The sequence below is a fragment of the Mesorhizobium monacense genome (assembly GCF_056781675.1).
Genome location: NZ_CM165567.1, coordinates 5,020,863 through 5,047,190, shown reverse-complemented (window position 1 = coordinate 5,047,190; position 26,328 = coordinate 5,020,863). Strand labels below are relative to the sequence as shown.

At 62.9% G+C, this 26,328-nt stretch carries 24 protein-coding genes and 1 pseudogene; 15 read left to right on the top strand and 10 right to left on the bottom strand.

Going from position 1 to position 26,328, the window contains the following annotated elements; genetic code table 11:
• Positions 1-94 precede the first annotated feature (94 nt).
• The 5 genes from dnaA to AC1RUK_RS24165 all read right to left on the bottom strand — a co-directional run bounded on the left by dnaA (position 95) and on the right by AC1RUK_RS24165 (position 5,838).
• Entirely contained in the window at positions 95-1,567 is a 1,473-nt protein-coding gene (gene dnaA / locus AC1RUK_RS24185) for a chromosomal replication initiator protein DnaA (protein WP_481838632.1), read from the bottom strand.
• Positions 1,568-2,483: 916 nt separating this feature from the next.
• On the bottom strand, positions 2,484-2,750 hold the full coding sequence (gene rpsT / locus AC1RUK_RS24180) for a 30S ribosomal protein S20 (RefSeq protein ID WP_006202948.1): 267 nt from the start codon (positions 2,748-2,750) through the stop codon (positions 2,484-2,486).
• A 146-nt stretch (positions 2,751-2,896) separates the two neighbouring features.
• On the bottom strand, positions 2,897-3,670 hold the full coding sequence (locus AC1RUK_RS24175; RefSeq protein WP_481838633.1) for an enoyl-CoA hydratase: 774 nt from the start codon (positions 3,668-3,670) through the stop codon (positions 2,897-2,899).
• Positions 3,671-3,716: 46 nt separating this feature from the next.
• Positions 3,717-4,607: a bifunctional DNA-formamidopyrimidine glycosylase/DNA-(apurinic or apyrimidinic site) lyase gene (gene mutM / locus AC1RUK_RS24170; RefSeq protein ID WP_481838634.1), complete on the bottom strand. Its 891-nt coding sequence runs from the start codon at positions 4,605-4,607 to the stop codon at positions 3,717-3,719.
• Positions 4,591-5,838 (bottom strand): phosphopentomutase, encoded by a 1,248-nt coding sequence (locus tag AC1RUK_RS24165; RefSeq protein WP_481838635.1) that lies wholly within the window; start codon positions 5,836-5,838, stop codon positions 4,591-4,593. Before AC1RUK_RS24165 ends, mutM begins: the two co-directional genes overlap by 17 nt.
• A gap of 160 nt (positions 5,839-5,998) precedes the next feature.
• On the opposite strand from AC1RUK_RS24165, the gene AC1RUK_RS24160 reads away from it, so the two are divergent.
• Complete coding sequence (locus AC1RUK_RS24160; RefSeq protein WP_481838636.1) at positions 5,999-6,964, top strand: phosphate/phosphite/phosphonate ABC transporter substrate-binding protein; 966 nt, start codon at positions 5,999-6,001, stop codon at positions 6,962-6,964.
• Between the two features lie 16 nt (positions 6,965-6,980).
• On the opposite strand, the gene AC1RUK_RS24155 is transcribed toward AC1RUK_RS24160, so the two are convergent.
• From AC1RUK_RS24155 to AC1RUK_RS24145, 3 genes are all read right to left on the bottom strand, one after another.
• Positions 6,981-7,601, bottom strand: a complete 621-nt coding sequence (locus AC1RUK_RS24155) for a TadE/TadG family type IV pilus assembly protein (protein WP_481838637.1) — start codon at positions 7,599-7,601, stop codon at positions 6,981-6,983.
• A 37-nt stretch (positions 7,602-7,638) separates the two neighbouring features.
• Positions 7,639-8,262, bottom strand: coding sequence for a TadE/TadG family type IV pilus assembly protein (locus AC1RUK_RS24150; protein WP_481838638.1), 624 nt, complete (start codon positions 8,260-8,262; stop codon positions 7,639-7,641).
• 173 nt (positions 8,263-8,435) lie between these two features.
• Positions 8,436-8,858 (bottom strand): pilus assembly protein N-terminal domain-containing protein, encoded by a 423-nt coding sequence (locus AC1RUK_RS24145; RefSeq protein ID WP_481838639.1) that lies wholly within the window; start codon positions 8,856-8,858, stop codon positions 8,436-8,438.
• Positions 8,859-9,214: 356 nt separating this feature from the next.
• On the opposite strand from AC1RUK_RS24145, the gene AC1RUK_RS24140 reads away from it, so the two are divergent.
• The 9 genes from AC1RUK_RS24140 to AC1RUK_RS24100 all read left to right on the top strand — a co-directional run bounded on the left by AC1RUK_RS24140 (position 9,215) and on the right by AC1RUK_RS24100 (position 18,331).
• Positions 9,215-9,385: a Flp family type IVb pilin gene (locus AC1RUK_RS24140; RefSeq protein WP_436170720.1), complete on the top strand. Its 171-nt coding sequence runs from the start codon at positions 9,215-9,217 to the stop codon at positions 9,383-9,385.
• Between the two features lie 174 nt (positions 9,386-9,559).
• Complete coding sequence (locus AC1RUK_RS24135; RefSeq protein WP_481838640.1) at positions 9,560-10,078, top strand: A24 family peptidase; 519 nt, start codon at positions 9,560-9,562, stop codon at positions 10,076-10,078.
• 192 nt (positions 10,079-10,270) lie between these two features.
• A complete protein-coding gene (cpaB, locus tag AC1RUK_RS24130; RefSeq protein ID WP_481838641.1) occupies positions 10,271-11,083 on the top strand; it encodes a Flp pilus assembly protein CpaB in 813 nt (270 codons plus the stop codon).
• The gene (locus tag AC1RUK_RS24125) at positions 11,080-12,597 is read left to right on the top strand and encodes a type II and III secretion system protein family protein (RefSeq protein WP_436170723.1); all 1,518 of its coding nucleotides are present in this window, start codon (positions 11,080-11,082) and stop codon (positions 12,595-12,597) included. Before cpaB ends, AC1RUK_RS24125 begins: the two co-directional genes overlap by 4 nt.
• Positions 12,598-12,611: 14 nt before the next feature.
• On the top strand, positions 12,612-13,352 hold the full coding sequence (locus tag AC1RUK_RS24120; RefSeq protein ID WP_481838642.1) for a CpaD family pilus assembly protein: 741 nt from the start codon (positions 12,612-12,614) through the stop codon (positions 13,350-13,352).
• 29 nt (positions 13,353-13,381) lie between these two features.
• Positions 13,382-14,665 carry a CpaE/TadZ family protein gene (locus tag AC1RUK_RS24115; protein WP_481839410.1) on the top strand — a complete coding sequence of 428 codons (1,284 nt, stop codon included), beginning with the start codon at positions 13,382-13,384 and terminating at the stop codon, positions 14,663-14,665.
• A gap of 29 nt (positions 14,666-14,694) precedes the next feature.
• Complete coding sequence (locus AC1RUK_RS24110) at positions 14,695-16,197, top strand: TadA family conjugal transfer-associated ATPase (protein WP_436170725.1); 1,503 nt, start codon at positions 14,695-14,697, stop codon at positions 16,195-16,197.
• 29 nt (positions 16,198-16,226) lie between these two features.
• On the top strand, positions 16,227-17,240 hold the full coding sequence (locus AC1RUK_RS24105) for a type II secretion system F family protein (RefSeq protein ID WP_481838643.1): 1,014 nt from the start codon (positions 16,227-16,229) through the stop codon (positions 17,238-17,240).
• A 68-nt stretch (positions 17,241-17,308) separates the two neighbouring features.
• The gene (locus tag AC1RUK_RS24100) at positions 17,309-18,331 is read left to right on the top strand and encodes a type II secretion system F family protein (RefSeq protein ID WP_481838644.1); all 1,023 of its coding nucleotides are present in this window, start codon (positions 17,309-17,311) and stop codon (positions 18,329-18,331) included.
• Between the two features lie 94 nt (positions 18,332-18,425).
• Here the strand turns inward: AC1RUK_RS24100 and AC1RUK_RS24095 are convergent, their stop codons facing one another.
• On the bottom strand, positions 18,426-19,247 hold the full coding sequence (locus AC1RUK_RS24095; RefSeq protein WP_404279997.1) for a tetratricopeptide repeat protein: 822 nt from the start codon (positions 19,245-19,247) through the stop codon (positions 18,426-18,428).
• A gap of 125 nt (positions 19,248-19,372) precedes the next feature.
• On the opposite strand from AC1RUK_RS24095, the gene AC1RUK_RS24090 reads away from it, so the two are divergent.
• The 5 genes and pseudogenes from AC1RUK_RS24090 (at position 19,373) to pdeM (ending at position 25,381) form a co-directional block, all read left to right on the top strand.
• Entirely contained in the window at positions 19,373-20,737 is a 1,365-nt protein-coding gene (locus AC1RUK_RS24090; RefSeq protein ID WP_481838645.1) for a leucyl aminopeptidase family protein, read from the top strand.
• A 59-nt stretch (positions 20,738-20,796) separates the two neighbouring features.
• Positions 20,797-21,147, top strand: a complete 351-nt coding sequence (locus AC1RUK_RS24085) for a MarR family winged helix-turn-helix transcriptional regulator (RefSeq protein ID WP_006202972.1) — start codon at positions 20,797-20,799, stop codon at positions 21,145-21,147.
• A 45-nt stretch (positions 21,148-21,192) separates the two neighbouring features.
• Positions 21,193-22,053, top strand: coding sequence for a C40 family peptidase (locus tag AC1RUK_RS24080; protein WP_481838646.1), 861 nt, complete (start codon positions 21,193-21,195; stop codon positions 22,051-22,053).
• Positions 22,054-22,122: 69 nt separating this feature from the next.
• Positions 22,123-24,643, top strand: a pseudogene (locus AC1RUK_RS24075) (ligase-associated DNA damage response DEXH box helicase).
• 21 nt (positions 24,644-24,664) lie between these two features.
• Entirely contained in the window at positions 24,665-25,381 is a 717-nt protein-coding gene (gene pdeM, locus AC1RUK_RS24070) for a ligase-associated DNA damage response endonuclease PdeM (protein WP_481838648.1), read from the top strand.
• Positions 25,382-25,388: 7 nt separating this feature from the next.
• On the opposite strand, the gene AC1RUK_RS24065 is transcribed toward pdeM, so the two are convergent.
• Positions 25,389-26,324: a dimethyl sulfoxide reductase anchor subunit family protein gene (locus tag AC1RUK_RS24065; RefSeq protein ID WP_481838649.1), complete on the bottom strand. Its 936-nt coding sequence runs from the start codon at positions 26,322-26,324 to the stop codon at positions 25,389-25,391.
• Between the last annotated feature and the right edge of the window lie 4 nt (positions 26,325-26,328).

Genomic DNA, 26,328 nt, shown 5'->3' with positions numbered 1-26,328 from the left:
GCAAACGCAAGCCCGCGCCACCGGTTCAGGCCGGTTACGCGGGCTTTCTGGGGATAAAGCCGGCACGGCGCGCCAGCCGGCGTTTCCCACCCGATCAGGCCTGGTCGTTGATCAGCCTTCTCAGCAGTTCCAGTTCCTGCGCCAGCGTGTTGTCGTTGCCGGAAAGATCCTCGATCTTGCGCACGGCATGCAGCACCGTGGTGTGGTCGCGTCCGCCGAAACGCCGCCCGATCTCCGGCAGCGAACGCGGCGTCATCACCTTTGACAGGTACATTGCGACCTGCCGCGGCTTGACGATGGTGCGCGTGCGCCGGTTGGACAGAAGCTCGGTCTTCGACACATTGTAGTGGCGCGCCACGATGCGCTGGATATCCTCGATGCGCACCCGCTTCGGTTCGCCCGAACGGTAGATATGGCCGAGGATCTCGTCGATGCGATCGATGCTGATCTGCGGCTCGAAGGATTGGCGGAACAAGAGCTGGTTGAAGGCGCCTTCGAGTTCGCGCCCGCTGCCGGTCACCGTGCGGGCGACATGGTTGAGGATCTCCTCCGAAATATCGAGCGAGGCGTCATCGACCTTGGCGGTGGCAAGACGCAGCTTGAGCATGCCGATCCGCATGGCGAAGTCGGGCGCCGACATTTCGAGCGCAACGCCGCCATTGAGGCGAGAGCGCACGCGGGGCTCCAGCGATTCCAGCTCCGACGGCGGCCGGTCGGCGGCAACCACAACCTGCTTGGCGCTGTCGAGCAACATGTTGATCAGATGGCAGAATTCATGCTGGATCGACTTGCCCTGCAGGAACTGCATGTCGTCGATGATCAGGAGGTCGATGTCGCGCAGCTGTTCCTTCAGCGTCAGCGCGTTGTTGTCGCGGATCGCGGTGGCGAAGCGCCACATGAAATACTCGGCCGTCAAATAGACGACGCGCGACTTCGGATTGTGCCGCAGGGATTCGGCCGCGATCGCCTGCAAAAGGTGCGTCTTGCCGAGCCCGACCGTTGCATGAAGGAAGAGCGGATTGAAACGCACCGCGCTCGACTGCGATTCCGCCACCGCCTTGGCGGCGGCGAAAGCCACCCGGTTCGACGGGCCTTCGATGAAGGAGCCGAAGGTGTAACGTGGGTCTAGCGGCGAGCCCAGCACATTGTGCCGGTATTCGGCTTCGATGGGCGTGCCCTGGCGCGGCGCCGGCACTCGTTCCACCCTGCCGGGTCCCGCAGTGCCGGCGGCCAGCGTCGTCTGCGTCTGCCTGGTCATCTTGCGCGCCGGAACGGCCTCCGGCTCGACGCCGTTGCGTCCCTGGCGCGTGGCGGTGCGCACGACGATCTCGATCTTGAGGATTTCGGGATCTTCGTGCTTCCACAGTTCCGCTATGAGGTCGAGGTAATGGCCGTTGATCCAGGACCGCAGGAAGGCCGTCGGCACGGAAATGCGCACAATGCCACGGGATGCTTCGGCAACCTTCATGCGGCCGAACCAGCTTGAATAGACCTCGACTCCCAGACGTGCCTTCAGCTGGGTCTTGACGCGTTCGAACTTCTGTTCCGCGTCGCTGGAAGCCGCCATGCCGTCCCCTCCGACAAATGTTGCTGGGAATGGGAGTTCGCTCTTTAACTCCCTCTCGGTGCCGCTCTGCATGATCGAGTTCCTTGTCCTTTTGTACCCTTTTTCCGCCGGGGATGCGCCTCCTGCATCCATGTTTCCGACGACCGTATCTTTGCTGCGACACCACCGCCGCCGCCGGCAGGTGAACATCGCCTCGTCACAAAGGGACCGGTGCCGGCTCTTGCAAGCCGGGCCGTTCTCGACACACCAGGCAATACGATGCCATCCGGCGAAAACGCCGGCACCATCGACCTGCCATGTACAGTTACGCCAGTCCCCTACCGCCTCGAAAAGACAAACCAAGCCCGTTCGCGGAATTGATCCACGTCATGAATTCTGCCATTTTGTGCTGGCCAATTCAGGCTAGGTGAGAGCCAAAAGCCCGTCCCTTCGATGGAGGGACATTACCGAAATCGCTGTGGATAGGGCAAGGCCACGACTAACGGATTTTTAACGAATCTGGTTAGCGGAGACGGGTTCGGAGCAGATGCCGCAACGGCACATTTTGATAAAGCCATTGTGATTCAAACCCTTTTCCGGCGAATATGAAAACGGCCACCCGGCGCGAAATTTTCTGAAATAATTCTCTTGACAGCAACTTGTCCCCCATCGCCCGGATGCGATGTGAACAAGCTGTGGACCACCATCTGCAAGTTGTTGAAAAATATATGGAATTTGTGTCAGCCGAAATTGCCGACCCTGCCGCTTTCGGCATAACCGGGTATCAGCGCGCATGTATATGCCGGCAAACCATTCCGGACTTTGAAATCCAAGCCAGACGCGCTTTGCGGGCGTTCTTTTTAAGTACTTGCCGGCAAACGAAAAAACCCGGCGGGATCCGCCGGGTTTGAACAAGCCAAGTTTAGTTAAATGTATATTAGGCCGACAGCACCTTAAGCCGGTGGGCTAGGCGCGACACCTTGCGGGATGCCGTATTCTTATGCAGCACGCCCTTGGTCGCGGCGCGCATCAATTCCGGCTCGGCGGCCTTGAACGCGGCCAACGCGGCGGTCTTGTCGCCGGCGGCCAGCGCCTCTTCGACCTGGCGGACATAGGTCCGAACACGCGAGCGGCGGTTCTTGTTGATCGCCGCGCGGCGGGCGATCTTGCGCGTTGCCTTTTTGGCCGAGGAGGTATTGGCCATGATGCCTCTCTTCTGATCTGGTGGGCGCATGCGGATGCCGCAGGGCGCAAAAAACAAACGGGCAGCCAAAGGCCGCCTCGGTTGGAGCGGCTTATAGTTCAGCTTTTCCGGCGCGTCAACGCCGCTTGGCCTTCTTTTTGACCCGCCTAGCGGTTGGTGAAATTCGGCTTCCGCTTCTCGGCAAAGGCGGCCATGCCTTCCTTCTGGTCGTCCAGCGCAAACAGCGAGTGAAACAGGCGCCTTTCGAAGCGAAGCCCTTCGGCAAGGGTCGTCTCATAGGCGCGGTTGACCGCCTCCTTGGTCATCATCACCGACGGCAGCGAAAACTCGGCGATCTTGCCCGCTGCCTTCAGCGCTTCCTCCAGAAGGTCGCCGGCGGGCACGACGCGCGATACCAGGCCGCAGCGCTCGGCCTCCGCCGCATCCATCATCCGCCCGGTCAGGCACATGTCCATGGCCTTCGACTTGCCGACGAAGCGGGTCAGCCGTTGCGATCCGCCCATGCCGGGCATGACGCCGAGCGTGATCTCGGGCTGGCCGAACCTTGCATTGTCGGCCGCGATGATGAAATCGCACATCATCGCCAGTTCGCAGCCGCCGCCAAGCGCATAGCCGGCGACCGCGGCGATGACAGGCTTTCGCGTACGCGTAAGTTCCTCCCAGCCGACGAAGAAGTCCTGCACATAGGCGTCGACGAAGGTGATCGCCTGCATTTCCTTGATGTCGGCGCCCGCCGCAAACGCCTTCTCGGAACCGGTGATGACCATCGCGCCGATCGCGGCATCGGTGCCGAACCCGTTCACGGCCGCCATCACCTCCGCCATGACCTGGGAATTCAGCGCGTTGAGCGCCTTGGGTCGGTTCAGCGTGATCAGCCCGACCTTGCCGCGCGTTTCCACGATGATGGTTTCATAGGCCATGGCTTCGCCTCCTCGTTCCTGCCGATTGCTGTCGACTGGTCCTAGCTTACCGCTGACAGGTCCGGCAATAGAAGGTCGAGCGCCCGCTTTGCACGATGCGCTCGATGTGGCCGCCGCAGCCGGGCGTTGAGCATGGCTCGCCTTCCCGGTCGTAGACCGCGAAGGAATGCTGGAAATAGCCCAGCGAGCCGTCCGTCTGCACATAGTCGCGCAGCGACGATCCGCCGGCGGCGATTGCATCGGCGATGACCGAACGGATCGCCCCGGCAAGGCGTTCGCTTTGCGCCGCCGCCTTCTTTCCAGCCTTGGCGATCGTGCCTGATTCACGCAGCGGCGACAGGCCGGCGCGCCACAGCGCCTCCGACACATAGATATTGCCAAGTCCCGCGATCAGCCGCTGGTCGAGAAGCGCTGCCTTCAACGGCGAACGGCGGCCTTCGAGCAGCGAGGCGAGCAGAGCGCCGTCCAGTGTATTGCCGGTCGGCTCGACACCCAGTCCGGCCAGCATCGGATGTGTGTCGGGCGCTCCTTCGGCAAACAGCATGAAACCGAAGCGGCGCGGGTCGTTGAAGATCACGCGGGAGCGGGCACCGTCGGCTGAGACCACATCGAACACGACATGATCGTGCGCAGCCCTTTTCGAACGCTCGTGACGGAATACACCCGGCGTCTCGCTGCCATCTGACGTCTCGATGCGGAACGAGCCCGACATGCCGAGATGGCAGATCAGCACCGGCCCGCCCTCGACATGCATGGTGAGATATTTGGCCCGCCGGCCGAGTGCCGTGATGGTCTTGCCGGTCAGCCGCTCGGAAAACTTTTCGGGAAACGGAAACCTGAGATCGGGCCGGCGCGCCAGGACGCCAACGAGGCGGGCGCCTTCCAGAACCGGTTGCAGGCCGCGCCGGACCGTTTCGACCTCAGGCAATTCGGGCATGGCCACCTATCGTCGCATAGAAAGAAGTGCCGTGAAGGCCACGCGCCAGCCCGAGATGCTCGGCGACGGTTTCGCCGATGTCGGCGAAGGTCGTTCTGAGCCCGACGTCGCCCCCTGAAAGCCCCTGTCCGACGCCGATCACCGGAATGCGTTCGCGCGTGTGGTCGGTGCCGCGCCATGTCGGGTCGTTGCCGTGGTCCGCTGTGAGGATGAGAAGGTCGCCTTGCTTCAGTTTGGCAAGCGCCTCGGGCAGACGCCGGTCGAAGGCTTCGAGCGCGGCCGCGTAGCCGGCGACGTCGCGGCGATGGCCGAACTCGGTGTCGAAATCGACGAAATTGGCAAACACCAGATCACCGTCGCCGGCGTCGTCCATCGCACCCAGCGCCTTGTCGAACATCGCCATGTTGCCAGCCGCCTTGCGCACTTCGGAGATGCCACGATGCGCGAAGATATCGCCAATCTTGCCGACCGCGATGACCTTGCTTCCGCGCGTTGTCAGCCGGTCGAGCAGCGTCGGTTCCGGCGGCGGCACCGCATAGTCACGGCGGTTATAGGTGCGCTCGAAGGTAGCGACGGTTTCCCCGACAAAAGGCCGTGCGATCACCCGGCCGATGTTCAGCGGATCGACCAGCCCGCGCACCACCTTGCAGAACTCGTAAAGCCGCTCCAGCCCGAAATGCACTTCGTGCGCGGCGATCTGCAGGACAGAATCGACCGACGTGTAGCAGATCGGTCTGCCGGAGCGGATATGCTCCTCGCCGAACCGCTCGATGATCTCGATTCCCGCAGCATGGCAATCGCCGAGAATGCCGGGCACCTTTCCGTCCCTGATCATCGCCTGCGTCAGCTCGGCCGGAAAAGCCGGCACTGTCTCGGGGAAATAGCCCCAGTCGAAGCGTACCGGTAGGCCAGCGATCTCCCAGTGGCCCGAGGGCGTGTCCTTGCCGCTCGAGACCTCCTGCGCCGCGCCATGAAAAGCCGTGGCAAGCGGCATCCTGCCGCCGTCGAACCGGAATCCGGTCGCGGTTTCCGCCGCGCGGGCAAGACCGAGCGAGACCATGTTTGGCACGGCGAGCGGCCCCTTGCGAAGGCCTTCGCGATCTGCGCGGCCCTCTGCGCAGGCCAGCGCGATGTGCCCGAACGTGTTGGCGCCGGCATCGCCATAGCGCTCGGCATCGGCGGCGCCGCCGATGCCGAAGGAATCGAGAACGAAGAGGAAAGCGCGTGCCATCGAATGGGATCGTGTTGCCTGTCTGCGGTCCCAGACATAGGGTTCCACATCGCCATTGGCAATTCGGAAACCAAACGGCAACGGCTTGGGCGCGATAGACGGGGCGAGACCGGATGCCGACGCGGGCAGGGCAGTGATGAGACATGGCGGCGCATTTTCGGTGAGGTCCGCCTTGAAGGCATGCGCGGCCGCATTTGCGTTGCTGGCCGCATCATGGTCGAACGCGGCGCGTGCCGACTGGCGCGATGACATCGGCACGTTCCGCATCGGCATCGTCGCCGAACCCGGCGGCGGCAACACCGTTCCGGGCCTGGCGCTGCTGACGGACGCCTATACCAAGGGGCTCGGCATGAAGGTGGAATTTGTCGTCGCCCGCGACTACGCGGCGCTAATCGAGGCGCAGGCAAGTGGCCGGATCGAGTACGCGGTCTATTCGGCGACGGCCTACGCCACCGCCTCGCGACGCTGCGGCTGCGTCGAACCTCTCGTGGCGCCGGTCGATGCCGATGGCGCCATCGGCATCCGCTCCGTCCTCGTGACGCGCGACGGCAAGGTTCCGGATCTTGCGGCCATGGTGTCACACCGGATCGCGATAGCGCCTTCCGACAGCATCGGCGGTTCTCTGTTGCCGCTAGCCGGGCTCAAGGCGGATGGCGTCGAGCTCAGCGAGGACGCGCCATATCTTGTGCACGCCGCCTCGGCCGCCGCGGCCGAAGCGATGCTGATCGACGGCCAGGCCGATGCCCTGTTCGGTTGGGAGAAAGCCATGGCGGACGGCCAACCGGCTGTCCTGGACGGGCAATCAGCGGTACTGGACGACCGATTGGCCGAACCGGCCGGCACGGTGGCGAGGCTTGAAGCGGCGGGTCTTTCAAAGAGTGAACTTCAGGTCGTATGGACGTCTGGCTTGCTCAGATACGGCCCGCATGCCGTCCGCAGCGACCTCGACCCCGAGGCCAAGCGCCGGCTCACCGTTTTCCTCACCAACCTCAAGTCGATGACACCTGATGTCTACGATCTGCTGGAGGCGGCGCACTCCGGCGGGTTCGCCGTCGCTTCCTCGAAGGACTATGCGATGGCCGCGGCCATCGTGAAGCTGGTTTCAGGCAAAAGCGGCCAGCAATAGTCGGGAAGACGCTGTCTCAGCAGTCGCTGCAGGGGATCGTCGTGCTGCGACGGGGGCGCAGATAATAAGTCTCGCCCATCGATATCTTGTTGAAGGCCGTGGTCAACCCAAGCCGTTGCTGGCCGTCCGCCGACCAGGTGATGACCGGCTCGTAGGCAAGATCGCTTTCGACACGAATAAGAAAAGTGCCTGCAACCTTCAGCGTGGCGGGAACTGTGGTGGGAGTTTCCTTGACGGCATCGACGCTCGACGTACCATCGACCAGCTTGCGCGACCACACGACCTTCACCGTCGGCGTCGCATCCGTCGAGATCTGAATCGCCGTGATGATGATCTTCGGCGTCGAGCGGTTGTAGGGCTTCAAGGTCGATGTACCGATCTTCATGATCGCATCGAGATCTGCCTTGTAAATTGTATTCTGCTGCGTGACGAGATCCGCCACCATGCTGCCGATGCGGCTGACCTTCTTGCTGGTCTCGATGGCCTGCGAAGCCTCCATGGTCACAAAATACATGACGAGCAGGACAGGCACGATGAACGCAAACTCGATGGCCGCCACGCCGCGTCGGTCGGCGCAGAACCGCATCGCCCTTGCCCAGACTGCCAAAATCCCCCGGTGTGCCCCCGCACGATACATGCCTTTACCCCCGTTTTGCCAAAGCAAGCCTGCAATCTCAGTTGTCGAACGGTTCGTTCTGCCAAGTCACGGACGCGAAATGCAGCGTTTTGCCGTCGTTGAGATTGGCCATCGACTTGGCCATGAAATCTGTCATGACAGGCCATTTGTAGAAAACCCGCAGCATGTTCTTCGATTCCGCCAGGCCGGGAGATACCTCGAAGCTTGTCGAATTCGTGCCTTGTGTCAGCTCGATCTCGCCGTTGACGATCTTGAAGCTCGCCGCAGCGGCATCGGCGAAGGTCGGATACTCTCGAAGGTCCACCAGCAGTGGAGCAGTTGACCCAGACCCGGGGCAATTGTCGCCGACCATGATTTTCAGCCTGTCGCAGATCAGCTGCTTGATCGAGGCTTCGGTGACGTCGGCCTTCTTGATCTGACCGGTGCGCAACTGACGGGCGATATCGTCCGTGGCGTTGGCCATCACTTCCTGGCCGGCAAATGAAATGCAGCTCTCGAGGATGGCGAAGACGAGGGCTGCAAACGGAGCGGCAAGCATGGCGAATTCTATCGCCGTGCTGCCGCGCCTGTTACCAAGGAAACCATCGCCCAGGAAACGGGAGCGGAACCTTGGCCGCCTGTTGCTGCGATTGCCGTCTTCGGGTGCCGGATCCCTGCTCATGTGCCGTTCCTGCCGATGCGTGTGCGGTGTCGCGGGCACATTAGCGAAGACCCATTGAAACCCAGTTTTGATGACCGCTAAATTCGTCGAGACGCCCTTAACCGGCCACTAACCGTGGCGGCCGTCGAGCCAAGTGTGGCGGCCGTCGCGCCAAGTGCCGACAGCCGGAGCGCTCAGTGGCCGGCGCTCATCTCGGCTTCCGAGGCCTTCTCGCTGTCGCTCTTGTACGAGCTCTCGCAATAGGGCGTGCAGGACATGGTCTGAATTTCGGAGCGCCTGTAGATTCTGACCGAAGACGCGTCCTGCCGCACGACCGTGACCTGTTCGTCGATGATCGGGCTGCCGTCCTGGTCCAGGACAACCAGGTTGGTGACGCCGAATCCCTTGCCGGTCAGAACGATTGTCGAGGCATCCTGAACGGCGGCGTCGGCGATCGCCGGATTGCCGACGACGATGGTGTCGGCGGCGCGCGACAACTTGACGATCTTCGCCTGGTTCATCGTGACTTCGATACCGGATCCGGCCCTGGCCGGCATGACGAAGGCAGAGGCGGCGAGAAGCGCGGCAACTGCGAATGACGATCTCGACCCGGTCATTGAGACGCTCCAAGGCGGCAAACTGTTCAACGGAACATGAACGAGATTGGTGAACCAACGGTTAAACCTGGGCTGGGCGCGATAAGGATTGGTGCGCCGAACTCGCGGAGCGCTACAGCCTGGACTGTTTTAGCAATACTGAAGGTACGCCGATCTCCGCCCTTTCCCTGCCTGCCGGTCCACGTTCCCAGCGTTTAGCGCACGGTTAACCACGCAACGGGTTCGGTGCCGGAAAGGAATCGGTAAGGCTGTTTATTAAGCCGATCGAAAGAGCTTCTCCCTAGATTGGCAGCATCCGATCAACCGGCAAGAGAAGTTGACGGAAGTGCTGTAACACGTGGAGTAGGAGCTCTCGAATGTCTAACCTGATCGCACGTTTTGTGAAGGACGAATCCGGCGCGACCGCCATCGAATATGGTCTGATCGCTGCTCTCATCGCGCTCGCCATCATGGTCGGCGCCGGCGCCCTTGGCAATGCTCTGAACGCCAAGTTCGAGAACATCGCCGAAGTAGTCAACGCCTCGTAATACCGAAGCAACCTGGTTGCTTGCAAACAAAAGGGCCGCCTTTCGGGCGGCCCTTTATTTTATGGTGTCTGCATTTTGTGATCTCCGGCGCTTTTGAAGTCCCGGCCTCATCAATCGTTAATCGAACATGCCTAGGCTGCTGCCAGGTACATCTTGACCACAGGCGCCGCGCCCATGCTTGAAGCCCTGATCTTCGTCGTCTTTCCGTTCTGCATGCTTTTCGCCGCGATCTCCGACACATTGTCGATGACAATCGCCAATCGCGTGCCGGTGCTGCTTGTGGCTGTCTTTGCCCTGGTCGCGCCGCTGACGGGTATGGATTGGGCAACCTATGGCTGGCATTTCGCCGCCGGTGGCCTTGTGCTGGCCGTGACGTTCGGTCTGTTCGCGCTCGGCGGCATGGGAGGCGGCGACGCCAAGCTGCTGGCCGCCACCGCCATCTGGATGGGGCTCAACATTCACCTTGTCGAATACCTCGTGGCGTCGACAATCATCGGTGGCCTGTTGACGATCGCCATCCTCGTCTACAGGAAATCGCCGCTGGCGACCTATACGGGCCACAACCCGTTCCTGCGCCATTTCGCAGACGAGACGTCCGGCGTTCCCTATGGCGTCGCGCTTGGCATTGGCGGACTGCTCACCTATCCGGACTCGCCGCTGATGGTGTGGGCGCTGGCAAGGCTGGCGGCTTAGCCATCTTTATCTAGTTTCGCTTTCGAAGAGGCGGCCTGGCCGCCTTTTTTGCGCGCCAGCGGCAGTTCGTTCTAATTTATGTAAACCTTAAATTAATCACGATCGTAAGCATTACATTAACCTTGTTTTGACGATTGCGGCTGCAAAGTCCCCCTTGGCTAGGTGGTTTGCCAAAGGCGAGGGTTCGGACAGATGCCAGCATCCCGACTGATCATTCTGAGCGTGGCGGTGGCCGCCGCGGGTGGTGCAGGATATGTGGCGAAGAACATGGTGGCGACTTCGCCGCCTCAGGTCATCGTCGGTTCTCCGCAAGCGCCGGCCATCGCCCTGCAGGACGTGCTTGTCCTGACGGGCGATGTCGGCATGGGCAATCCGCTGGAGAACAACATCAGCTGGGAGTCGTGGCCGTCCAACGGCGTCAACGCCAATTTCATCACCCGCGCCGCGGAGCCCGATGCGGTCGAGAAGCTGAAGGGTTCCGTTGCCCGCGTGGCGATGTACACCGGCGAGCCGCTGCGGCGTTCCAAGCTGATCGGCGAGGGACAGAGCTTCATGTCGTCGATCCTGCCCTCCGGCATGCGCGCCGTCGCGACCGCGATATCGGCCGACACGTCCGCGGGCGGCTTCATCCTGCCCAATGACTTCGTCGACGTCATCATGACGCGCCGCTCCGATACCGGGAGCGGTGGCAACGGTTTCACCACCGAGACCATCCTGAAGAATATCCGCGTCCTGGCGATCGACCAGACCATCCAGGAGGATGAGGAAGGCAAGAAGACCAGGGTCGGCCAGACCGCTACGCTGGAGCTGACGCCACAGCAGGCCGAGATCATCACGGTTGCGCAGCAGATGGCCGATCGTCTGACGCTGGCTCTGCGTCCGATCACGGACGCTCATGAGAAGAATTTGGGCGAGGCTGACTATCTCGTTTCCGGCAACGGTCGGCGCGGAACGGTGCGGTTGATCAAGTCGGGCGAAGTTTCCGAAGTGGGAGCAAGGAAATGAGGCTAAACGGTAAACTGCCGTTCGCGATGGCGGTGGCAATCGGCCTGTTCCTGGTCGGTACGAACGCGCCTGGCCTTGTCGAAGCAAAGGCTGCGAACAGGAGTGCCGGCGTGACGGCATCCGTTGCCACCCAGCGCGTCAAGCTTGGCCTCAACAAATCGGTGGTCATCGACCTGCCGAGCGATGCCTATGACATTCTCGTCGCCAATCCCGCGGTTGCCGATGCGGTGACCCGCACCGCAAGGCGAATCTATCTGTTCGGCAAGGCCGTCGGCGAGACAAATATTTTTGTCTTCGGTCCCAATGGCGAGCAGATCGTCAGCCTGGATCTGGCGGTCGAACGCGACGTCGCCGGATTGGAGGACTATCTCAAGCGCTTCATCCCATCCTCCGAGATCAAGGTCGAACTGCTGAACGACAACGTCGTTCTGACCGGATCCGTCGACACCCCTCTCGATGCCAAGCGCGCGGTCGACCTGGCAACCATCTTCGTCTCCGGCGGTGAAGCGACGACGGGACAGTATTCGCAGACCGCGGCCGGCGGTGACGCCAATGGCGGCGTCGACATCAACAACCCGGACCAGGTACGCCGCGTCTCTAAGATCGTCAACCTGCTGCAGATCATCGGCGACGACCAGGTGACGCTCAAGGTGACCGTCGCCGAAGTCAGCCGCGTGGTGATGAAGCAGCTTGGTGTCAACATGATCGGAAGTGGTGGCAGTAACGGCATCAGCTGGACCGCGATCAGTGACAATTTCACCGGCCTCGGCAAGTCGCTGTCGCATTCGGGCCTCAGTTTCGCAACCTCTAATTTGCAGGGCTACATCAACGCGATGGAGCAAGCTGGCGTCATGAAGACGCTCGCCGAGCCGACATTGACTGCTGTCTCCGGTGAGAAAGCAACCTTCAAGGTCGGTGGCGAGTACAATATTGCGAACAGCCAGACGATCCCGGACAACAACGGCAACGTCACCTATTCGTTGCAGAAGATCGAGTATGGCATCGGCCTCGAATTCCAGCCGGTCGTGTTATCGCCTGGACGCATCAGTCTGAAAGTCAGGACCTCGGTTTCGGAACCGACACTCGAAGGATCGGTGGCCCTTTCAGCTGGTGTGAAGCAACAGGGCATGAATGTGCTTTCGCTTCGCAAGCGCCTGGCCGACACAACGGTTGAACTGCCCTCTGGCGGCTCCATGATGATCGCCGGCCTCGTTCGCGACGATGTTCGGCAGGCGGTTACCCAATTTCCCGGTCTAGGCAAGATTCCGGTGCTTGGCACGCTTTTCCGTAGCCGGGACTTCGTGCGCAACGAAAGCGAGCTCGTCGTCATCATCACGCCTTATCTGGCGCGGCCGGTGGCGCGTAACGATCTGGCCAAGCCGGACGACAATTTCAACGCGCCGAGCGATGGCGCCGGCATGTTCCTTGGCCGCGTCAATCGCGTCTTCGGTACAATGCAGACCGACAAGCCCAACGGCCGCTACCACGGCGTTGTCGGCTTCATCTACAAGTGAGCGGGGAAGCGGACATGTTCCAGTCAGCATCAAAGGCCATGATGATCACCGCCGCAGGGTCCGGCCGCGAGCGGATCCACCGGACGGTCGCTCCGGCCCTGGCGGTCCTGCTCGTCGCATCGCTTGCCGGCTGCGCCAACCTCAAGCGCGACAGCGTCACGGTCGGCGCCATTCCGGACGACTATCGCACCAACCACCCGATCATGATCGCCGAGAAGAACCAGAAGATCGATCTTCCGGTCGGCGCCGGCGACCGCGGCATGACCGGCTCACAGCGTGACACGCTTCTGGGCTTTCTGGACGGCTATGACCGGAGCGCGGCTCCGGCGCTGACGATCGCAATCCCGGTTGGCTCGGCCAACGAGATCGCGGCGGCCGCGGCGGGACGCGATTTCGCCAGGCTGGCGGTCGCCAGCGGCATCAAGCGGAACCGGATCGTGATGACGTCCTATCAGTCCGTTTCCGCCGAAGCATCGGCGCCTGTGCGCGTCGCCTACATCTCGGTGAAAGCCCAGACCGACAAATGCGGACGCTGGCCCGACGATCTGGCGCAGACGTCGGAAAACAAGCACTATGCCGATTTCGGCTGCTCGTATCAGAACAACCTTGCCGCTCAGATGGCCAATCCGGCCGATCTGCTCGGCCCGCGCAAGTCTTCCGATATTGATGCCGAAAATCGCAGCGCGGTGATCGACACGTACCGCAGCAGAGGCATTTCGGACGAGTTCCTGGGCAATTCGGAAGTGACCTACTGAGCGGCGCAAGTCACGGAAAGAGCATGACGATGAGCAATCTTGCCTATGACACTCCCGTAGATGGCGCAGAAACCTCGCAACAGGACATTGCCGCGATGCAGGCCCTGCGGCCGGTCCCGCGCATCTCGATCCAGGCTTTTTGCGAGACCGAGGGCGTCGCCAATCCGGTCAAGCTCGCCGGTGAGGATCGCCGCATGGCGAAGGCTCATCTGAAGGTCCATATGGGAGGCATCGCCACGGCGATCGAGTTCTACCAGTCGGCGCCGACGCCGAACCTGATCCTGCTTGAATCGCGCAGCGAGCCCAAGCAGCTGCTGGAGCAGCTTGCCCAGCTATCCGAATATTGCGACCCGACCTCGAAGGTCGTGGTGATCGGCCACTACAATGATGTCGGCCTTTACCGCGAACTCATCCGCTCCGGTATTTCCGAATATGTCATCGCGCCGGTGTCGATGACCGACATCGTCAGCGTGGTTTCGTCGATCTTCGTCGATCCGGAGGCCGAGCCGATCGGCCGTTCGATCGCCTTCATCGGCGCCAAGGGCGGCGTCGGCTCCTCGACCATTGCCCACAATGTCGCCTGGGCGATGTCGACGCTGTTCAAGTCCGAAGTTGTGGTGGCCGATCTCGATCTTGCTTTCGGCACGGCCAACATCAACTTCGATCAGGATCCGGCACAAGGCATCGCCGAAGCTGTATTTTCGCCCGAGCGCGTCGATGAGGTCTATCTGGACCGGTTGCTGGCGCAATGCGCCGAGCACCTGTCGCTGCTGGCGGCTCCGTCGACGCTCGAGCGGGTCTACGATTTCGATCCCGACGCTTTTTCGCAACTGATCGACACGGCCCAGCGCAGCGCACCGCTGCTTGTGCTCGATGTCCCGCACGTCTGGACGGGATGGGCCAAGAGCACCCTGATCAAGGCTGACGAGATTGTCATTACCGCGACGCCGGAACTGGCCAATCTGCGCAACACCAAGAATATGGTGGACATGCTGAAACGGCTTCGCCCGAACGATCCGCCGCCAAGGCTGATCATCAATCAGGCGGGCGTGCCGAAGCGTCCCGAGATCGGATCGTCGGATTTCGCCGAGCCGCTCGGCATCACGCCGATGGCGGTCATCCCATTCGAACCGCTCCTGTTCGGAAACGCAGCCAACAACGGGCGCATGCTTGGCGAGATGGATGCCAAGAGCCCGATCGTCGGCCTGGTCAATGAGATCGCCCATGTGCTGACCGGGCGCAGCGAAATCAAGGCCAAGAAGAAGGCAGGTCTTAGCATGCTCCTGGGCAAGCTCTCACGCAACAAGAAGTGACGCTCAAGCAGCGGAATTGGTAGTCGATCATGTTTGGTAAGAGAGGCTCAGACGACGGCAACCGGTTCAATCCGGAATTCCGTCAGCCGGCACCGGCGCCGGCTGCGACCGTGCCTGCGGACACGGCGGTTCTCGCGCGGCCGGCCCCTGCGTCGCCGCAACCTGGTGCCGCCGTTGCCCCACCCGCCCGACGCCCGGTCGAGCCGCCGCCGTTGGCGCCGCCGCCGAAGAAGGTCCAGCGCGAGCGCAGCGAAAGCTACTACGACACCAAGAGCCAGGTCTTCTCCGCGCTCATCGACACGATTGACCTGTCGCAGCTTGCCAAGCTCGATCCCGAAAGCGCGCGCGAGGAAATCCGCGACATCGTCAACGACATCATTGCGATCAAGAATTTCGCGATGTCGATCGCCGAGCAGGAGGAACTGCTCGAGGATATCTGCAACGACGTGCTCGGCTACGGTCCGCTGGAGCCCCTGCTCGCCCGCGACGACATCGCCGACATCATGGTCAACGGCTCCAAGAACGTCTACATCGAAGTCAACGGCAAGGTCGAACAGACCGGCATCCGCTTCCGCGACAACCAGCAGCTGCTCAACATCTGCCAGCGCATCGTCAGCCAGGTTGGCCGCCGCGTCGACGAATCCAGCCCGATCTGCGATGCCCGCCTCCCCGACGGCTCCCGCGTCAACGTCATCGCGCCGCCGCTCTCCATCGACGGCACCGCGCTCACCATCCGCAAGTTCAAGAAGGACAAGCTGACGCTCGACCAGCTGGTCAAGTTCGGCGCCATCTCGCCGCAAGGCGCCGAGGTCCTCAAGATCATCGGCCGTGTCCGCTGCAATATCGTCATCTCGGGCGGCACCGGCTCGGGCAAGACGACGCTGCTCAATTGCCTGACCAACTACATCGACCGCGAGGAACGCGTCATCACCTGCGAAGACTCGGCCGAGTTGCAATTGCAGCAGCCGCATGTGGTTCGCCTCGAAACCCGCCCGCCCAATCTCGAGGGTGAGGGCGAGGTGACCATGCGCGATCTGGTCAAGAACTGCCTGCGCATGCGGCCGGAGCGGATCATCGTCGGCGAAGTGCGCGGACCGGAGGTCTTCGACCTGCTGCAGGCGATGAACACCGGTCACGACGGCTCGATGGGAACCATCCACTCGAACAGCCCGCGCGAATGCCTGAACCGTATCGAATCGATGATCGCCATGGGCGGCTACTCCCTGCCGCAGAAGACCGTGCGCGAAATCGTCGTCGGCTCGATCGACGTGATCATACAGGCGGCCCGCCTGCGCGACGGTTCACGCCGCATCACCCACATCACCGAGGTGATCGGCATGGAAGGCGACGTCATCATCACGCAGGACCTCGTCCTCTACAACATCAAGGGCGAGGACTCGAACGGCAGGCTGCTGGGCGAGCACGTCTCGACCGGCATCGGCCGTCCGCATTTTTGGGATCGCGCCCGCTACTATGGCGAGGAACAGCGCCTCGCCACGGCGCTCGAGGCCATGGAGAAACGCGCTGACTGACGCATCTGGAGGCGTAGGGGTCCTGGTCGATGTTCGGAATTGATACCACCGTACTGGCGTTTGTCGTGCTGGCCGGCTCCAGCGCCGGCGCGGTCGCCTATGCTTTCCTGTTCACCCGGATGAGCAACGAGAAGCAGGTCGGCAAGCGCCTCGAGACCATCAAGACTGCCGAAACCGACCGTTCCGTCGTCAAGGCCTCGCGTGATCGTGCCGCCGAAGCAACCAAGCGGCGAAAGTCCGTCCAGGATTCGCTGAAGCAGCTCGACGAAAAGCAGAAATCCAACGATCGCAACGTCAGGAAGCCGCCGCTGAAGGCGCAGATCCGCCAAGCCGGCATGACGATTTCCATCGAGCGCTTCTACATCTACTCGGCCGTCTGCGGCATCGTACTCACCGTTCTCGCCTATATGGCCGGTGCGCCCTTGCTGATCCTTCCCGGTGCGTTGCTGGCCGGCGCCCTTGGTCTGCCGCGCTGGTTCGTCGCGTTTCGCCGCGGCCGGCGCGTCAAAGCATTCCTCGCCGAGTTTCCGAACGCCCTCGACATCATCGTGCGGGCGGTCAAGTCGGGCCTGCCGCTCAATGATGCCATCCGCCTGATCGCCAACGAATCTCCGGAACCGGTAAAGACCGAGTTTCGCCGTATCATCGATTCGCAGCAGATGGGCATGTCGATCCCCGATGCGGCGATCCGCATGGCCGAGACCATGCCTTGCCCTGAGGCGGGATTCTTCGGCATCGTGATCCAGATACAGTCGCAGGCCGGTGGCAATCTTTCCGAGGCGCTTGGCAATCTTTCGCGCGTGCTGCGCGACCGCAAGAAGATGAAGGCCAAGGTGCAGGCGCTTTCGATGGAGGCCAAGGCCTCCGCGGTCATCATCGGCGCCCTGCCTTTCGTCGTGGCCTTTCTCGTCTACCTGTCGAGCCCGAACTACATCATGCCGCTCTTCACCACCAGCACCGGCCACCTGATCATCGGCTGCTCACTGGTCTGGATGTCGATCGGCATCATGGTGATGCGCAAGATGATGAACTTCGAAGTCTAGAGCATGATCCCGAAAAGTGGGTCCCGGTTTTCGGAGAAGATCGTGCTCGAACAAAAAGATAGAAACCAATGACAGACCAGGTCGTCAAATCCCTTACCGACCCCGCCTTCCTGATCGCGCTCCTGGTCGGCATTGCGGTGTTTGCGACCGTCTTCACGCTCTTGCCCGCCCTTGGCGGCAACCAGCTCAAGTCGCGCATGAAATCGGTGGCGCTCGAGCGTGACGAATTGCGCGCCAAGCAGCGCACGCGGCTGGCCAACGAAGCCGATCGCCGCCGCAAGGGCGGCGGCCTGCGCGAGGAACAGTCGATCGGCATGCGCAACATCGTCGATCGGCTGGATCTGAGGCGCGCGCTGGCCGATGAGAGCACACTGCAGAAACTCAAGGTGGCGGGTTTTCGCGGCCAGAATCCGCTGACGCGCTTTCTGTTCTTCCGCCTTATCCTGCCCTTCGTCGGTTTCGCGTTGGCGGCACTCTACGTTTTCATGCTCGGCGGACTGCCTCTGCAGCCGCCTTTCATCAAGCTGTTCGTCTGCGTTGTCGTCGCCTATGGCGGCTTCTATGCGCCGATACTCTACGTCAACAACCGCGCCGCCAAGCGCAAGCAGTCGATCCAGATGGCGTGGCCGGACGCACTCGACCTGATGCTGATCTGCGTCGAGTCCGGCATGTCCGTGGAGGCCGCCCTGCGCAAGGTTGCCGAAGAGATCGGCGCGCAATCGGTGGCCTTGGCGGAAGAATTTGTCCTGACCAACGCCGAGCTCTCCTACCTGCAGGAACGCAAGGTGGCCTATGAGAACCTCGCCAGCCGCACCGGCCTGGAATCGGTCAAGTCGGTGACGCAGGCGCTGGTCCAGGCCGAGCGCTACGGCACGCCGGTGGCGCATGCGCTACGCGTGCTGGCCGCAGAAAGCCGCGACATGCGCATGAACGCGGCCGAGAAGAAGGCCGCCGCCCTGCCGCCCAAACTCACCGTGCCGATGATCCTGTTCTTCCTGCCGGTGCTGTTCGCCATCATCCTCGGCCCGGCCGGCATCCAGGTCAGCCAGCGCGGCGTCTTCGGCGATCAGCACAAGTCGAGCAGCGAGTAGCGCCGAGATTCGGCTCACGCAAAGACAAAAGCCGCGCTGCCTATGCCGCGCGGCTTTTGTCTTTGGCGAGATTGGAGGATCGGACGCGCTACTGTCAGTTGGTCGCGGGTTTGTCCTTGTCCTGATCCTTGAGCTGGCTCCAGGCGTTCTGCTGCGCAAGCATCTGGCGCAGATAGGCGACGTTGGCCTGCGCCTGCTCGGGCGAGAGCTCCTGCGAGGCGATCTTCTCGGCCTCGTCGAAGCGGCCCTGCAGGCCGACGACCAAAGCCAGGTTCTGCCGGACCCGGCTGTCGGCGTTGGGCTGTTCGGCGGCCGAGCGCATATAGGTCTCTGCCGTGCGCAGATCGCCTTCCAGCACGTAGGACATGCCGAGATTGGAAAGGATCGAGGGCTCGTTCGGCTTGAGGTCGAGCGCCTTGCGGTAATCCTGGCGCGCTTCGTCCTTCTGCCCCAACTGGTCGAGAATGGCTGCTTCCGCCGAAACCAGCCGCCAGTCCGGATACTCCGGCGTTTGCGCGCGGCGCACCGCATCGAGCGCCGGCTCGAACTGCCCGTTGGCGGCCAGCGCCTTGCCGTAGGCGGCAAGCACGTCGCGGTCCTTGGGGTAGGCGATCGCCAGCTTGCGCATGACGGCGAGCGACTGGTCGGCATCGCCGTCCATCTGCAGTGCCGCCGCGTAGTTCGTGGCGATGCGTTTGTCGTTGGGATTCTTGGCATAGGATTCGCCGAGCGCTATCGTCGCGTTGTGCAGTTCGCCGGCGGCCATGGTCTCCAGTGGTTTGCTGCTGGAGCGTGAAATCGAGCCGGTCGTGAACTTGCTGGTGGTGCCGCAACCCGCTACGCTCGCCGCCAACGCCGCCAAGAATGCAGTGGTGATCAGACGCTTGCCTGTGATGTTCGACACTTTGATCGGCATTGGCACCCGGTCTCCATTCGCGCGGCCATTGCCTGGCCGTCTTCCCTCCCGCAGAAATATTCTGTTAACCCTAACGGACCGTTAAGAAACGCCGACTCGCGATGCGATCGGCCGGAGATCATCGTATGCCTGTCGAACTTGTCGAACGCACGCTGCAGACCGCCTTGCCGGTTCATCTGGTGGCAAAGGGCGATCTGGAGGCAGCCGGTCTCGCGCCGTCGTCGATCGCTTGGGCCAAGGCCAACGGTTTCTCCGGTGAGGCCGGCAGGACGCTTGTCGTTCCCGGCGAGAACGGCGCGCTTGCCGGTGCGTTGTTCGGCACCGGCGACGGAGAGGGCACGCTTGCCGTTGGTGCCTTGGCACGGGCCTTACCGGAGGGCGACTGGCATTTTGCCTCCGACCCCGCGGAGCCCGAACTGGCGGCCATTGCACTGGCGCTCGGCGGCTATGTCTTTACCCGCTACGGCAAGAAACCCGGCAAGGCGCTGCGCTTCACCTTGCCATCCGGCGCCGATGCGGCGCATGTCGGCCGCATCGTCGACGGCGTTTTCCTGACGCGCGATCTTGTCAACACGCCGACCAGCGACATGGGTCCCGACCATTTGGAGGTGGCGGTTCGGATGCTGGCCGCAGCGCACAAGGCCGAGGTATCGGTGACAAGGGGCGACGACCTGCTCACTCAGAACTTCCCCATGATCCATGCGGTCGGCCGCGCATCATCCGATGCGCCACGCCTGATCGACATGAGATGGGGACCGGAGGATGCGCCGAAGGTAACGTTGGTCGGCAAGGGCGTCTGCTTCGATACCGGCGGGCTCGATATCAAGCCATCGTCGGGCATGCTGCTGATGAAGAAGGACATGGGCGGTGCCGCCAATGTGCTGGGCCTCGCTTCTATCATCATGGCCGCTGGACTTTACGTGCGGCTGCGCGTGCTCGTCCCCGCGGTCGAGAATTCGATTGCCGGAAACGCGTTCCGGCCGGGCGATGTGCTGACGAGCCGCAAGGGCATCACCGTCGAGATCGGCAACACCGACGCCGAGGGGCGGCTGGTGCTGGCCGATGCGCTGGCGCTGGCCGACGACGACGAACCGCAATTGCTGGTCGACATGGCGACGCTGACCGGGGCCGCGCGTGTCGCGCTTGGTCCCGACCTGCCGCCCTTCTATACCGGCGACGAAGCGCTGGCGGATGATCTGGCGGCAGCTTCCGTCGCGGTCGAGGATCCGTTGTGGCGGATGCCGCTGTGGCGGCCCTATGACGCAAAACTGTCGTCGAAGATCGCCGACATCAACAACGTCACCACGGATGGCTTTGCCGGCTCGATTACCGCGGCACTTTTCCTCAAGCGCTTCGTCGAGAAGACCGCGGCTTGGGCACATTTCGACATCTTCGCCTGGAACCCGTCCGATCGCCCGCACGGCGTCGCCGGCGGCGAGGCGCAAGGCATTCGCGCGCTGGAGCGGATCATCTCGACACGTTACGGCTGATGCTAGCGAGATGTCGTGACTGAAACGGAACCGAAACAATTTGCCGTCATGCTGGGGCGATGTCGATCTCGATGCGCCCGAGCCAGGCCATGCGATTGTGGCAGCAGGTGATGCTGTCGCAGGTGCGCGACGGCGCGCCCGATCTCACCATGCGCCAGACGGCGATCCTGTTCACCATCTATCTCGACCCACCGCCGCACACGGTGCGCGGGCTGGCCGCAAGGCTCAACGTCACCAAGCCGGTCATCACCCGCGCGCTCGATACGATGGGCGCTCTGAAGCTGGTGTCGCGCCATCGCGACGAACTCGACAAGCGCAATGTGCTGATCAGGCGCACCGTCGAAGGCGCGCTCTTTGTCGAGCGCTTCGGCGATGGTATCGTTGCCCGGGCTCATGAACTGCCCATCTGACCAATTGTCGATTTGCCCAACTTACCGATTAAAACGAGTGCCGATTTGACCGCCAGGGATGCCCGCCTTCACGCTTTTCGTGCCGATCTCGCCGATGCGCGATTGAAAGGCGAAGTTTCCGCCGACCGCTTTGTCGCCGGGCGCCCGGCGCTGATTTCGGTCTCAGTCGCCGATATCCGCAAGGCGCCTCGCCCCGATGCCGGCGTCAACTCGCAAGCCCTGTTCGGCGACGATGTTCTAGTCTTCGAAAACAAGGACGGCTGGGCCTGGATCCAGGTGGAGCGCGACGGCTATGTCGGTTACGTCGCCGATACCATGCTGGGCGGACGCGATCATGCGCCGACCCATCTCGTCTCGGTGCCGCGCACCTTCCTCTATCCCGGTCCCGACCTGCGCTTTCCGATCAGCGGGCAGCTGTCGATGGGCTCGGTGGTGACGGTGACGGGTACCGCTGAAACCCGCGGCACGCACTATGCGCTGCTGCCCTCCGGTCAGGCGGTCATTGCTGGTCATCTCAGGCCGATCGCGGACACCGCCGCAGACTATGTATCGGTCGCAGAGACCTTTCTCGGCACACCCTATCTCTGGGGCGGTGCCTCCGGCTTCGGCATCGACTGTTCGGGCCTGGTGCAACTGGCGATGCGCATGGCGGGCCAGGACGTGCTGCGCGATTCCGACATGCAGGCGGCGACCATCGGCGAGCCGTTCGAACCCGGTCCGGATCTCAGCGGGTTGCGTCGTGGCGACCTCGTATTCTGGAAGGGCCATGTCGCCATCATGACCGACGCCGACACCATGATCCACGCCAATGGCCACACCATGCTGGTCTCGCGCGAAGGGCTGAAGGACGCCATCGCCCGCATCGGTTATCTCTACGGTGGCCCGACAGGCTTCCGGCGGCCTTAGCAGGGTCGTCGATCACCTTTTGTTCCGATTTTGCTTGGCGATCGCGCGCGGTCGCGCTACCTCTGGCGCGTGACACAACAGCCGCGCCTCGCTGACCGGAATGCCGTAGTCGTCCTGCCCGAGCCATTCGTCAGATGGTTCGGGCAAAAAGGCTGGTCGCCGCGTGCCCACCAGATCGAGTTGCTGGCGAGGGCACAAACCGGGCAGTCGGTGTTGTTGATCGCCCCAACCGGCGCCGGCAAGACGCTGGCCGGCTTCATGCCGTCCCTGACGGAACTCGCCGATCGTCCCAGTCGAAAACCGGGCCAGGCGCATCGCGGCATCCACACGCTTTACATCTCGCCGCTGAAGGCTTTGGCCGTCGACATCGAGCGCAATCTCGGCAAGCCGGTGGAAGAGATCGGGCTGCCCGTCACCATCGAGACGCGCACAGGCGACACGCCTTCGCACAAGCGTCAGCGGCAGAAGCTGGTGCCGCCCGACATCCTGCTGACGACGCCCGAACAACTGGCGCTGTTGATTGCCGCGTCCGACGCCAGGCGCTTCTTCGAGGATCTGCGTTATGTCGTGCTCGACGAGCTGCATTCGCTGGTGACGTCGAAGCGCGGCCATCTCCTCGCGCTCGGGCTGGCGCGGCTGCGCAACTATGTGCCTGGTCTGCAGACAATCGGGCTTTCCGCCACCGTGGCGGAGCCCGACGAATTGCGGCGCTGGCTGGTCGCGCAGAACCCACCCGGCGCCATGGCCGGGCTGATCACCGTCGCCGGCGGCGCCAAGCCCGACATCTCCATTCTCGATTCACAAGAACGCGTGCCGTGGTCCGGCCATTCGGCCCGCTATGCCATTCCCGAGATCTACGAGGCGATCAAAAAGCACCGCACGACGCTTTTGTTCGTCAACACCCGCAGCCAGGCCGAGCTGCTGTTCCAGGAGCTGTGGCGGGCGAACGAGGATTCGCTGCCGATCGCGCTCCATCATGGCTCGCTCGACGTCGGTCAACGCCGGCGCGTCGAGAAGGCGATGGGCGAGAACGCGCTGCGCGCCATCGTCGCCACCTCGACGCTCGATCTCGGCATCGACTGGGGCGATGTCGACCTGGTCGTCCATGTCGGCGCACCGAAGGGCGCCAGCCGGCTGGCGCAGCGCATCGGTCGCGCCAATCACCGGATGGACGAGCCGTCCAAGGCGATCCTGATCCCGGCCAACCGCTTCGAGGTGCTGGAATGCCGCGCCGCCCTTGACGCCAACTATCTCGGCGCGCAGGACACGCCGCCACTGATCAAGGGCGCGCTCGACGTGCTGTCGCAGCATGTGCTGGGTGTCGCCTGCGGCGCGCCTTTCGATGCCGATCTGCTGTTCGAGGAGGTGCGCAGTGCAGCGCCCTATGCCGCCCTGGAGCGTGAAACCTTCGACCGGGTCGTCGAGTTCGTCGCCACCGGCGGCTATGCGCTGAAGAACTATGAGCGCTACGCCCGCATCCGCAAGACGGTCGACGGGCTGTGGCGCGTCTCGCATCCGCGCGTCGCCCAGCAATACCGGCTGAATGTCGGCACCATCGTCGAGATGCCGGAGCTCAACGTCCGCTATGTCAGGCAAGGGCGCGGCATGGCCGGGCGCGGCGGGCCGGTGCTCGGCAAGATCGAGGAGTATTTTGCCGAGACGCTGCGCCCCGGAGACAATTTCCTGTTCGCCGGCAAGGTGCTGCGCTTCGAAGGCATCCGCGAAAACGAGTGCGTCGTCTCCAGCGGCGCCGGAGCCAACATCATCGTGCCATCGTATGCAGGCGGTAAATTCCCGCTGTCGACCTATCTCGCCGAACAGGTGCGCGGCATGCTGGCCGATTCCGATCGCTGGCAGGCCCTGCCCGAGCAAGTGGCCGATTGGCTCCGGCTGCAAAAGGAAAAGTCGGTGCTGCCGAAGCGCGCCGACCTTCTGGTCGAGACCTTTCCGCGCGGCAACCGCCACTACATGGTCGCCTATCCGTTCGAAGGGCGGCTGGCGCACCAGAACTCTCGGCATGCTTTTGACCCGGCGCCTGGAGCGGGCGGGTGCGAGGCCGCTCGGTTTCGTTGCGACAGACTATTCGCTGGCCGTCTGGGCGCTGGACGACATGGCGGCGCTGTTCAAGGCAAGAAAGCCGTCGCTGGGGGCGCTGTTCGACGAGGACATGCTGGGCGACGACCTCGAAGCCTGGCTGAACGACAGCTGGATGCTGAAGCGCACCTTCCGCACCTGCGCGGTCATCGCCGGACTGATCGAGAAGCGCTATCCTGGCCAAGAGAAGAGCGGCCGCCAGGTGACGGTGTCGGCCGACCTGATCTACGACGTGCTGCGCAGCCACGAGCCGGACCATATCCTGCTGCAGGCGACGCGCACCGACGCCTCCGCCGGCCTGCTCGACGTCAGCAGACTTGCCGAGATGCTCTCGCGCGTGCGCGGGCGAATCGTGCATAAGCATCTCGATCAGATTTCGCCTCTGGCGATACCGGTGATGCTGGAGATAGGCAAGGAACCGGTCAATGGTGGCGCCAACGAGACGCTGCTGATGGAAGCGGCCGATCTGGTCGAGGAGGCCATGGGCCGAGGATGACGAACTGAGAGTGATGGGGGCATGAATTTCTCGCTGGCGCGCACATCGCTGATGGCAGAGGCCGATCTGGTCGGCATCGCTGGCGAGCGCGCCGTCTGCGATCCGCGTGGCGTGCTCTATTTTCCCGAGCTTCGGCTGCTGGCGGTGTCCGACCTGCATCTCGAAAAAGGCTCGTCCTTTGCCCGGCGCGGCGCGCTGATCCCGCCTTACGACACAGGCGCCACGTTGCTGCGGCTACAGGCCGTGATCGCCGACTATCAGCCGGTGATCGTCATCAGCCTCGGCGATAGTTTCCACGATGGCGGCGGCGCCGAGCGCATGCATTCGAGCTTTCGCGAGCGGCTGGAAGCGCTGATGGCTGGCCGCGACTGGTTCTGGGTCGCCGGCAACCATGATCCGGAAGCGCCCGCCGATCTGCCCGGCGACACCGTGCGCGAACTCGCCATCGGCTCGCTGCTGTTCCGGCACGAGCCATCGAAGGTGCGCGTCGAAGGCGAGATCGCGGGACATCTGCATCCCTGCGCCCGCATCGTCCAGCGCGGCCGCTCGGTGCGGCGGCGCTGCTTTGCCGCTGACGGCGGCCGCATGATCATGCCGGCCTTCGGTGCCTATACCGGCTCGCTCAACGTGCTCGACCGCGCCTATGCCGGCCTGTTCCGCCGCGAGACGCTGATGGCCTATATGCTTGGCGCCGAACGCATCTTTGCCATTTCCGGCTCGATGCTGAGACCCGGCTGAAACGCCACTATCTACCGTAGTAGAGCGTGACCGTGTGCTTCGCTTCGGCGAAGAACAGCCAGCGCTCGACCAGCATGCCGGCGAACTGGACCACGGCTGCGAGCCCCGATGCGATCGCCGCCAACGGCCAGGGCAGAAAGAAAGCCGCGAGCAAAAGCAAGGTGGGCAAGGCGAAGGCCAAAACCTGTGTGATCAGCCGCAGCTTTGCGCCGTGCTTGCGCGCGATGCGAAAACCCATTTCCTTGAGCAGATAGTTTTCCTCGGTGTGCGGCCATTCCAGCGACCGCACTGTGCCGCCGGCAAGTCCAGTTGCGGTATTGGCGTTGGTCGGGATTTCCTGCCTGTCATTGTAGCGCCAGGTCGCCAGCTTCCAGCCCCAGCCGAGCAACGTGACAAGCAACGATGCTACCAGCACGGTTCTCATACCAACGCCGAAGCTTTGCAGCAGGGCGTTCAGGAGCGTGCTGCCGGTCATCGCCGAGAAGATGAGGTAGGCCGGCAGCGTGTAACGGCTGTGCCACTGGGCGATCGGCTTCAGCGAGGCATAGATCATGCCTGTGGTGCAGACGGTGGCGATCGCGCCGACGGCCGCCAGCAATCCGGCAATGGCCACCCAGCCAGCAGCGCGGGCGAAAAACACCCAGCCGATGCCGAACAGCCCCGCCGGAATGAAGGTCAGGACCGACGACACGCCCTCGCGCGACAGCCAGGAGCTGCGCCATTGCGAGAAGGCACGCCATGCCCTTTCCGGTCGGCCGAGATGGCCGGTCGACGACAGCAGGCCGGCGGCGATCAGGCCGAGCGCCAGCCCCATGCCGATGAGCCCGAGCCAGAAATCAGGTGGGATCAACCCCCATCCGCCGAGCACGCCAAGCAGCGCCAGCAGGCCGTAGCCGGCACCGGTGGCGGTGGTGAAGAAGACGACGGAAAAGGCTGGATGCATCGTG